General features: G+C 28.4%; 11 protein-coding genes. 3 read left to right on the top strand and 8 right to left on the bottom strand.

What is annotated here, in order from left to right:
- The first annotated feature begins 413 nt into the window (after positions 1-413).
- Positions 414-1,172, top strand: a complete 759-nt coding sequence (gene cobJ / locus F7B34_RS03720; protein ID WP_292460465.1) for a precorrin-3B C(17)-methyltransferase — start codon at positions 414-416, stop codon at positions 1,170-1,172.
- 78 nt (positions 1,173-1,250) lie between these two features.
- Here cobJ and F7B34_RS03715 read toward each other — a convergent pair whose 3' ends face one another.
- The 3 genes from F7B34_RS03715 to F7B34_RS03705 all read right to left on the bottom strand — a co-directional run bounded on the left by F7B34_RS03715 (position 1,251) and on the right by F7B34_RS03705 (position 3,177).
- Positions 1,251-1,976: a beta-propeller domain-containing protein gene (locus F7B34_RS03715; RefSeq protein WP_292460464.1), complete on the bottom strand. Its 726-nt coding sequence runs from the start codon at positions 1,974-1,976 to the stop codon at positions 1,251-1,253.
- Between the two features lie 78 nt (positions 1,977-2,054).
- Complete coding sequence (locus F7B34_RS03710) at positions 2,055-2,243, bottom strand: hypothetical protein (RefSeq protein ID WP_292460462.1); 189 nt, start codon at positions 2,241-2,243, stop codon at positions 2,055-2,057.
- A gap of 76 nt (positions 2,244-2,319) precedes the next feature.
- Complete coding sequence (locus F7B34_RS03705; RefSeq protein ID WP_292460461.1) at positions 2,320-3,177, bottom strand: beta-propeller domain-containing protein; 858 nt, start codon at positions 3,175-3,177, stop codon at positions 2,320-2,322.
- Positions 3,178-3,293: 116 nt separating this feature from the next.
- On the opposite strand from F7B34_RS03705, the gene F7B34_RS03700 reads away from it, so the two are divergent.
- Positions 3,294-4,205 (top strand): homoserine kinase, encoded by a 912-nt coding sequence (locus F7B34_RS03700; protein ID WP_292460459.1) that lies wholly within the window; start codon positions 3,294-3,296, stop codon positions 4,203-4,205.
- 109 nt (positions 4,206-4,314) lie between these two features.
- Here F7B34_RS03700 and F7B34_RS03695 read toward each other — a convergent pair whose 3' ends face one another.
- The gene (locus F7B34_RS03695) at positions 4,315-5,049 is read right to left on the bottom strand and encodes a 7-carboxy-7-deazaguanine synthase QueE (protein WP_292460457.1); all 735 of its coding nucleotides are present in this window, start codon (positions 5,047-5,049) and stop codon (positions 4,315-4,317) included.
- A gap of 151 nt (positions 5,050-5,200) precedes the next feature.
- Between F7B34_RS03695 and F7B34_RS03690 the strand changes: the two genes are divergently transcribed.
- Complete coding sequence (locus F7B34_RS03690) at positions 5,201-5,413, top strand: TRAM domain-containing protein (RefSeq protein ID WP_292460455.1); 213 nt, start codon at positions 5,201-5,203, stop codon at positions 5,411-5,413.
- A gap of 169 nt (positions 5,414-5,582) precedes the next feature.
- Here the strand turns inward: F7B34_RS03690 and F7B34_RS03685 are convergent, their stop codons facing one another.
- The 4 genes from F7B34_RS03685 to arfB all read right to left on the bottom strand — a co-directional run bounded on the left by F7B34_RS03685 (position 5,583) and on the right by arfB (position 8,998).
- Positions 5,583-6,113 carry a hypothetical protein gene (locus F7B34_RS03685; RefSeq protein ID WP_292460453.1) on the bottom strand — a complete coding sequence of 177 codons (531 nt, stop codon included), beginning with the start codon at positions 6,111-6,113 and terminating at the stop codon, positions 5,583-5,585.
- 8 nt (positions 6,114-6,121) lie between these two features.
- Positions 6,122-7,342, bottom strand: a complete 1,221-nt coding sequence (locus F7B34_RS03680; RefSeq protein ID WP_292460451.1) for a DUF2226 domain-containing protein — start codon at positions 7,340-7,342, stop codon at positions 6,122-6,124.
- Positions 7,343-7,543: 201 nt separating this feature from the next.
- The gene (locus F7B34_RS03675) at positions 7,544-8,218 is read right to left on the bottom strand and encodes an RNA ligase partner protein (RefSeq protein ID WP_292460450.1); all 675 of its coding nucleotides are present in this window, start codon (positions 8,216-8,218) and stop codon (positions 7,544-7,546) included.
- 93 nt (positions 8,219-8,311) lie between these two features.
- Positions 8,312-8,998, bottom strand: a complete 687-nt coding sequence (gene arfB, locus F7B34_RS03670; protein ID WP_292460448.1) for a 2-amino-5-formylamino-6-ribosylaminopyrimidin-4(3H)-one 5'-monophosphate deformylase — start codon at positions 8,996-8,998, stop codon at positions 8,312-8,314.
- Between the last annotated feature and the right edge of the window lie 162 nt (positions 8,999-9,160).

Here is a 9,160-nt window from a genome sequence, read left to right as displayed (position 1 = left end):
CATTGATGGATGGAAATCGTTTTTTAATTTTTTAAGGAGGTTATGGTGTCATAGTTAAAATCAGACCATTGATGGATGGAAATTTCTAAAATCATTTTTCCATTTTGTTCAACAATATTCAGTTAAAATCAGACCATTGATGGATGGAAATCTTTTTATCTTATTCATATATGCGGAAAGATTTTAATTGTGTTAAAATCAGACCATTGATGGATGGAAATGTTTATCAATACCTTTAAATATCTATTTTTGCAACATACTAATGTGGATGATGAGAGTTACCCCCACTGACTGAATAAATATTTTTATTCAGGATGACGACATCAGCACTGTCTGACACAGCTACCATTTATTAAGATTATTTTAAATATATTTTTCCTATGGAATCTAAATTATGTGATTTATGTGATACTATGCTTTATATCGTTGGAATAGGGCCGGGCAATAAAGATTTTTTTACAGAAGAGGCAGAGACCATTTTAAACAATGTCGATTTAATTGTCTGCTATAAAGGTTATAAGAAATTTATAAAACGATTTAACAAGCCAATTTACACATCTGGAATGAAAAAAGAAATTGACAGAACAAACTACGCCCTAAATGAAGCAAAAGATAAAGATGTCGCACTTGTATCAAGTGGAGATGCTACAATCTACGGTATGGCATCCCTTGCCTATGAGCTCAGTGAAAAAAACAATGTCGATGTTCCTATAAAAGTAATAAGTGGTTTAACATCTGCAAGCATATGCTCGGCAATATTGGGAGCCCCGCTAAATCATGATTTTTGTGTAATTAGTTTAAGTGATTTGCTCACACCATTGGATGTCATATTAAATAGGGTTAAATGTGCATTGGAAGGAGATTTTGTTATCGCAGTATATAATCCATTAAGTAAATCAAGAAAAGAACCATTTTTAAAGACTCTGAATATTATCAAAAATTATGCTGAAAAACGAAAAATAAATTATGTTATTGGAATCGTCAAAAATGCTGGAAGAGATTCAGAAGAATATAAAATAACCACAATAAACGATTTAATGGATAATTTAGATGAATATATGAAATATATTGATATGAATACAACCTTAATAGTTGGAAACTCAAACACAAAAATAGTAGATAATAAAATGATTACTCCAAGGGGTTATTTGAATAAATATTTGAAAAAATAAAAAAATACATTATATATTATTTTTATTAATATTAATTTTTAGAATAATCGATGTAATTAATTAAATCTATTTTTTTAATCATATTCCAGCTATTTTCATCAATATATGTACTTCTTCATTTGAAAATGTGTATATATAGTTGTTAATATATAAAGACCTTAAAACGTTTGATTTATGCTTATCGTCTTTTTTCATTGTTATTTTATCATCTTCTATTTTGAACATATAAGCATGAGCTCCCACAGGTAAAATCACTATGCCATTATCTTCATCCCATAAAAACGCATGATGGTTATATAGTGCTTCTGACCAATATTCAGGAAGTTTGTATTTATCCAACTCTTTTGGACTATTGTAATCGCTCATATCAAATAGTGAGATTTTTAATTTTCTATCATCGTCCTTTCCTATGCCTATAAATTTATTATTTCCTATTGGATGTAAATATGTTGAATATCCTGGAATTTTCAATTTTCCAAGGTGTTTTGGATTTTCAGGGTCTTTCAAATCTATCACAAGTAAAGGGTCAGTTTTTCTATATGTGATAACATAAGCAGTATCTCCCATAAATCTAACGGCGTATATTCGCTCTCCTTTTTCAAGATTAGTAAGTTTTCCTTTTATATTTAGTTCATCATCAAGAATATATAAATTATTGGTAGTTCTATCCCTAAATTTCCAATAATTTCCTATTGTTGTAGCAACTCTTAAATTGTTATTATATTCGTCCATTGCAAATTGGTTTATCAATCTTCCGGGAACGCTCCCACTTTTAACTTCAAATGTGTTTATATTTATCTTCATTATCCCCAGTTTTTTCCAGCTCTTCCCAATGTTCTTCAAGATATATTTCATAGTCTTTATTTATTTCATTCATTAGGTTCATTCTCTCTTCACTTGGAAGGGTTTTAAAATATCCTTCCAATAGTGTTCTAATTTCAACATATTTTGCTTCATCACCAAGAGCTCAGAGCTCAGAACTTTATCAATTAAATTGGCAGTGGTATCTGGGAAGTATTTATTTGAATTTTCCTTTAAGAAGTTGATAAATAGTTTATTTTCATTGGGCATTAGATGGTATGTGAAATAGATATTATTTCTTGACATATATATTGTGGTATTATAAGTGCCTGATGTGGCAATTGCATTATTTATTTTTCTTCCGCTGTTTATGTGATGATATTATATATGTTCTGTCAAAATTACCCGATACAGTGTTTGGGACTATTGGAATGTAATATTTATTATAATTTATTTTTACATCATTCCAAATGATTGGACAGACTATATAATCAAATTTTGATACAATTAAATACAACTTTCCATTATAAACCCTTGAATCCACATAAGAACCATTTAAATCTTTTTCCCATTTTAATATTGGATTTTTTGGATTTGATACATTGTAGTTTAATATTTTGTCATTGCCATAGTCAATTATTATTAAATTATCATTGTATAGGTAAAGGGTGCCTCCTTCTGAAATCTTATTGATGACTTTTGCAGATTCTGGTGGAAGGGCATCTATTATATATGTTGCCATAATTCCGTAGGATGAGGATATTTTGGGTCGAATTTTACAATATGATCTTCCCGGTGGTGTGAAATAAATATAATTCCCATCAGTTTTTACTATGTCTGCTTCATCTATGCCTTTTACCTGCACATTGGTTTCAGAATATCTTTCTACACCATATGAGTCTGTGGAAATAGCCGATTCTGAGACGGGTAAATCTGAACCTTTTGCTACTCCTCTTGATGCAGTATTGAATCCACCAAGTATATTGTAGTATTCATAACTATGGGCTGTTGATTTACTAACAAATTCCTTAAATGTCGCCTCGTCTGCTGGAACTACCTTAAATTCATTTATCTTATTTATCGTATTTCCGTTATCTTTACTATTGTCTATACATCCACAAAATGCTACTAAATATACAAATATACTAATTAAAACAAGAGCTCCCCTTATAATATCACCAAAAATATTTATCGTTTTTAACAATCTAAAAGTTGCCACCTTCCCATATAATATATTATATATTATTAACAACATATGGCATATTGCATATTATAATTTTATTTAATTATGTGTATTTATATCTATCATTAGGTGAGATTATGAAAATGGTTAAAGTATGTTCTCCCGGGACTTCTGCAAATTTAGGACCCGGTTATGATGTTTTTGGGTTAGCACTTTATGAACCCTACGACACCATCACAATTATGAAAACAGATGATGATGAGAAAATAACCATATCTATGGAAGGAGAGAAATGCGAGGAAATACCCACAGATGTGGATAAAAACACGGCTGGAGTTGTAGCTAAAAAAATGATGGAAGATTTCAATATATCCGATAATATTCACATACATATTGAAAAGGGCATAAAGCCGGGAAGTGGATTGGGAAGTAGTTCTGCATCCTGTGCAGGTGTTGCTGTGGCAATGAATGAATTGTTTGATTTAAAACTTTCAAAATTAGAGATCACCAAATACGCATCATTAGGTGAAGCTGTTGCCGCAGGAGTTCCACATGCAGACAATGTTGCACCTGCAATATTTGGTGGATTCACAATGGTTGTTAATTACGAACCATTGGAAGTGCTCCACACCCATGTGGAATTTGAAGTGCTCGTAGCTCTTCCAAACATACAAATATCCACAAAAGAAGCTAGGGAAATTGTTCCAAAAAATATTCCTATAAAAGACATGGTAAATAATGTAGGAAAAGCATGTGGAATGGTTTATGCACTTCATACCAATAACATAGAGCTCTTTGGAAAATACATGATGCAGGATGCTGTGGTTGAACCATGTAGGGCTTCATTAATAGATGGATACTCAGAAATTAAAGAAAAGGTAAAAGATTTGGTGTATGGAATTACAATAAGTGGTTCAGGACCTGCAATAATATCATTGCCTAAAAAAGAGCATGTTTTGGAAGTTAAAAAAATATTTAAAGAAACATGGGATTGCCCAATATACTACACAAAATTAGGTCCTGGGGCTTATGTATTGGAATCCAAATAATTTCCTAAATTAATTTTTATTCATTTTTTAGTTATTCTCTTTTTTTATCCCTTTTTATTTATTTTCACTTTTTATTATATTTTTTATATATTTTATTTTATTTATTTTTTTATAGCATGCCCAAATACTTATGCATCTGTGAAGTGCAAATTACATTGTCATTTAGGTGAGCTCCGCATAATTCCATAATATCCAATAACTTCTTTTGAGTCGGTGTGGTGTTTATATTTAAACATGAGCTCACTGGCTGTATGCATAACATAATATCCCCAATATCTGATAAATCCTTTGCAATATCCCCTATAACCGCTGGATTTGTATTCTCCATAATTACTATCTTTGCATATACATTAGAACCTAAATCATATAGTTTTTTTATAGATTTTAATTCGTTTTTATAAAGTTTTTTGTACTCTTCAATTTTCATATCATTAAAATGTTCTGGAAGCTTTATATCTATTGAAGCATAATCAAAAAAACTTATTCTATCGGGATACATGCCGTTGCTTTCCAGATGAGTTTTATAACCTAAATCGTGAAGAATTTCAGAATATTTTTTTATTTCATTGGAATATAATAAAGGCTCCCCTCCTGTAAATGATACTGCAAACAAATCAGGGGTTTTTAATTTACCTACCACATCAATTAATTTATCTTCTATATCAGGATATTCTTTAAACTCTCTACTTCCGGGAATTTCTTCAACCCTGCATGGAATATCATCCTTTACATATTCATCGCAGTATATACAGTTCAGAGGACATCCTTTAAATCTAACAAAAATATATCTTCTTCCAATAAACTTTCCTTCTCCCATAATAGATGAAAATACCTCACTAATCAAAAAATCACCACTTCTATTTTAGTTTTTTATATATTATGTATTATCGTTTTAAATAATAAACAATAGATAGGTTTATATACTATAAAACTAAGTTATAATTAACCATAAATATGGTGAATAAATAAATATATCTCTAACTTAGGTGAATAAAATGGTTTTTGGCGAATACAGAAATGAAAGACATGTTCCTGTTGTTGAAGGAAAAGAATATGATGTAACAATTGAAGATGTAGGAAGAGGGGGTGATGGAATAGCAAGAATCGAAGGATTCGTTATATTCGTCCCCAACACTACAAAAGGAGAAACACTCACAGTTAAAATTACATCAGTAAAACAAAAATTTGCTTTTGCTGAAAGATTATAATTATTTTTCTATTTTTTATTTTTTAATATCTTTAATTTGTAAATATAGATTAATAAATATCTAAATATTAAATAAAATAAATTAAAAAAATAAAGGCATCAGTTTTTTAAGTTTTCTCATCATAATCAGCCGGGGATAACATCATCATCTGCCTTTTTAAAAAATATTTTTAATTTGGAATGTAGTTATCGAGAATATTTAGTATATCCTTTATCAATTTTCTTTCATTAATTGGATCGAGTTCTACATTGGAACTAAAAATAACATACAACACTATACCGTTTTTAATAATAGAATGTATGGTCTTATAGCCCTCTTCACTTTTAATACTTACTTTTAACAGATTGCTATTTATTGATTTGTTGACTTTTTGAAATAATGCACTGTATTGTGCAGAGTCCTCATCAGGGTTTTTAAGCGTAGATATAACTGGTAATCCTTCCTCATTCGCTATGGTTATATCTAATACATTATTTTCAAAAGCTATTTCAAGTAAATCATATTTATCAGATAATTTTTTATCATTGGATTTTAGGGTATGTTTTTTTAGTTCAAGCAACCCTTCTATAATCTCGTTTTCAAGTTCTTCTTTTTCTTTTTCTTTCAATTTAATTTTTTGTTGAACATATATTTTCCATACCACAGTTGTAATTGAAAACCCTAAAATCAACATTATAATAAATATGTATATAAGCTCCATAAAAACACCTATACTAACTCAACAGATACCTTTGAATCTAGATTTATAACATAGTTGTTTAATATATTATATATATTATCTTTTATATATTGTAGGTTTAATTCCTTTTTTACAATTCCAAATATCTTTTTAGGTTTTAATTTTATCGTGCAATTACAAACATATCTATTGTTATACTCCACTGAAATATCAATTGAATATTCTTGAATATCATTTTGATTTTTTAAGAATTCTGAAATTTTTTCCGTTAATTCATCTTTTATATTATCCAATTCATAACTCTCAGGAATCATGGTATTTTTAATGAGGTTATCTATCATATCATCATTTGGTGCCTTTATCCCTAGTTTTTTTAGAAGTTCTTCTTTATTTAATGGTTCATCGTTTTCATTGTTTTCTTCTTTTTCGCCCATGGTGAAGAGCATTTCTTTTTTCTTATACAAGTCAGATATAAACTCATCTAAATTCTCTGTATTGGGCTCACTTTTACTTCCTTCATGTTCTAAATTCCCTTTTTTTAGCCTAATCTGTGGGTAATATTCTGTTAATATATCTATCTTTTCAATATTGTATTCGTATATATCTATAATTGCATCTGAATCATTTAGGAGTTCTTTAACAAATTTACATGCGTCATTTCCGAATAATACTCCATTATTATCCTCATAAGCAGCTAAAATAGGTTCTTTATTACAATATACAACATAACCTCTTTTAAATCCACTACCGTCTTTTTTAAACACATCCAATAGCCTATAATTTTCCAAATATTCTTTATAATCTCCACTTGTTCCCATTTTTAAGGGCTTTCCACTGGGAATATCCAATATTATTTTTTGATATTTGCATGAGGATTGACTTTCGAGTATCTTTTCTTTTTCTTTTTCATGTGCTTTTGATTCAGATTTATCTAAAAACATCTCTTTAAATAAATCTTTCATTAGTTTTAATTTGCTTTCATCATACTGATACAACTCCACAATACTCTTATTTTTTTTCATTTCCTCAATATAATCGACAGCTTTTTTTCCAAAAACTTCATTGTTGTTGTATATATAATAATATCCCACAGGTAAATTATTTTCTAAAAAGATATACCCCTCTTCAAAACCATTATCTTTCTTTATAGTTAATCTTAAATATCCATTGAAATCCTGTAAATTTTTGATTAGTTCTTCAAAATCCTCGCCTGTTTTCAAAAATTTTCCTTCTACAATTTTAGCGCCCATAATCTTACCTTAAAAAATTTATATATATATTAATAATATGAATAATTTATTTAAAATATTTATGTGTTTTGAAATATAAAATATTTTATTTTCAAAATTTAATTTTCCATAGAAATATATACATTCATAAGTTTTCATTGCCAAAATTTATATATATAAATATAGAAAATAATATATCTTATTAGAACATAAAATAATTAATTAAATTTTTTTCTCATAAATATTTAAATATTCTTTAAGTATAAATGGAAAATCCTTTGCCTTAACAAATCTTAACCCAAGACGCTGGGCCCATTTTTCAATGCCTTCATCACTTGCAACCACTGCGGCGTCGAGCTCCTTTGCAAGCAATAATACATCTAAATCTGGTGCACTATCTAGAGTTCCAGTTCTAAGTGCAGTTCTATATTTATTCCTAAATGAATTTACAGTTTTTGATAACACATCATCTATCAATGCCTTTTTATCTTTTTCTTCATCTTGTGAAAGCATATAAGCCTCTGATGCTGTTTCATACATTGCATTTTCACTTATTCTCATACCTTTATTTATTCTCTCTCTTAAATCCCTTATATACTCATAAAGTATCTCTGCTGGAAGTTTTATTTCATATCTATTTGGTGTTTTCTTTACAAGCCATGTATCAACTTTAATTAAAACTTCCTCAGGGCATCCTTCCCTTTTTAAGAATCCAACAAGCTCATTATATACACTAGGATATGGAATATGACATGAGATATCCAACTGAACTCTGGATTCTGCTATTAAATTAAGTATTTTTTCGGCTGATTCAGAAATTGTATTTACTCCAAGTGATTTCCTAATCTCACTATCTGTAATTGCCGTGGTATCCAAACAAAATCTTTGTTTTTGCAAATTTTTCCCTCCCTATATTTTTATATATATTTTTAATTAATTTCATCTATTTATTTTAGAATACTTTTATAAGTTATATTCTTTTAACAATATTTAATGTAGGTTTTTATTACTCAATTCTTTAATAATTTCCACACATTCAAAAATGGCTTTTTTTAAAATTTCTTCACCGAGTTTTTTATCAATTTTAACCCCATATTTTTCAACAATTTTTGCCTCTTTATCAATATATATGTTGTTCTCCCTAGCTTCTTTTAATCCAACCATGCCTATTTCAGGGTATTTATTAAAATCATGCTCTTTTAATTTATTTTCAGTATCGTCTGCTATTCCTATTACGCTTCCAACAGAGAGTTCTTCGGTTGCAGCGTGAGTAAATGTTATATTTTTTAATATTATTTTTACATCGTATTGATTTTCCAAATCATTTAATAAATTGGATATAATTATATTTCCACCATGACAATTTATTATTAAATATTTCCTAACACCAAGTTTTTTTCCCTCTTTTACAATGCATTTTATATATCTTATAACATCCTCAGGTTTGTTATGTATGCCATGCTTTACATAATTGTACTCAGTAGATGGCAGAACTACACCTAAAAATTTTGCACCAGTTATAATTGAAACATTTAAAGAGATATAGGAGGCTATTTTTGCATCTGTATCTATTGGTAAAACTGAACCATGATTCTCTAAAAAGGAACCTAATGCTATTATTCCAACCTCATGAACATTTTTATTTATTATATTTCCAGAATTTAACCTTAATTCCATAATATCACCAAATTTTAAAAAATTATATATCATATATGGAAAGAATAATTTAAAAAACGAATTTTATTTTAAATATTCTTTAATTTTTACCATTTTTTTCATAGGGTATTATCATTCATTTAATGTTAAATATTAGCATAATAATTTACAACAATATAATAT

The sequence above is a fragment of the Methanothermococcus sp. genome, assembly GCF_015523155.1.
Lineage (GTDB): Archaea > AGJL01 > Methanococci > Methanococcales > Methanococcaceae > Methanofervidicoccus.
Note: the sequence above shows the minus strand (reverse complement) of the source record. Positions and strands in the feature narration are given on the sequence as shown.